Origin of the sequence: Flavonifractor sp. An100, assembly GCF_002161175.1 — a bacterium.
Lineage (GTDB): Bacteria > Bacillota > Clostridia > Oscillospirales > Oscillospiraceae > Lawsonibacter.
In genome coordinates this window covers 1-629 of sequence record NZ_NFMA01000063.1, presented here as the reverse complement: position 1 = coordinate 629, position 629 = coordinate 1, and the positions used below count along the sequence as shown (strand labels likewise).

Genomic DNA, 629 nt, shown 5'->3' with positions numbered 1-629 from the left:
GCCAGCAGTTTGCGAGCCAAAGCAATCGTTGCACGTTTAGCGCCCTTCCGCTGTTTTATCCTCCAGTACCAACCGGAGAGGTACAAGCTTCGTTTTCCGGAGATGACCCATCCCACCTCGCAGAGCATACTCTTCAGATACGGATTACCTTTGTTAATGTGAGCACTCTTGCGTTTTCCGGCACTCTCGTTGTTACCGGGACTCAAACCAGCCCAGGAGCATATATGCTGGGAATCCGGAAAGGCACTCATATCGGTACCAATCTCCGCGATAATGGCTGCTGCCGCAGTTACATCAATGCCTGGTATGGAGCACAGGAGGCTCAATGCCTCTTCGTGCTTTGTGATCTCTTTCGTAATAGCGTCCTCCACAGTATGGCGGTGCTGTTCAAGCGCTTCCAAGTGCCCAAATATCATGCGAAGAAAGCCGCGCTGGTGCTCCGAGAGCGAACCGTTCAAGGCAATCAGTATTTCGTCGATACGTTTCCGGGTCTGCGTTTTCAGGCACCGGTCCAGAGCTTCCCGCGAAATATTTCCGTATTCCATGAGATGACGGATGATGTTTCGCCCGGAAGCGCCAAATGCGTCCGACAGAAACGCTGTGAAGCGGAAACCGGAGCTTTGCAGAAA

At 52.5% G+C, this 629-nt stretch carries 1 protein-coding gene; it reads right to left on the bottom strand.

What is annotated here, in order from left to right; translation table 11 throughout:
• Positions 1-629, bottom strand: a 629-nt coding sequence (locus B5E43_RS14775; RefSeq protein ID WP_143383032.1) for a transposase, incomplete at both ends; no start/stop codon positions are given.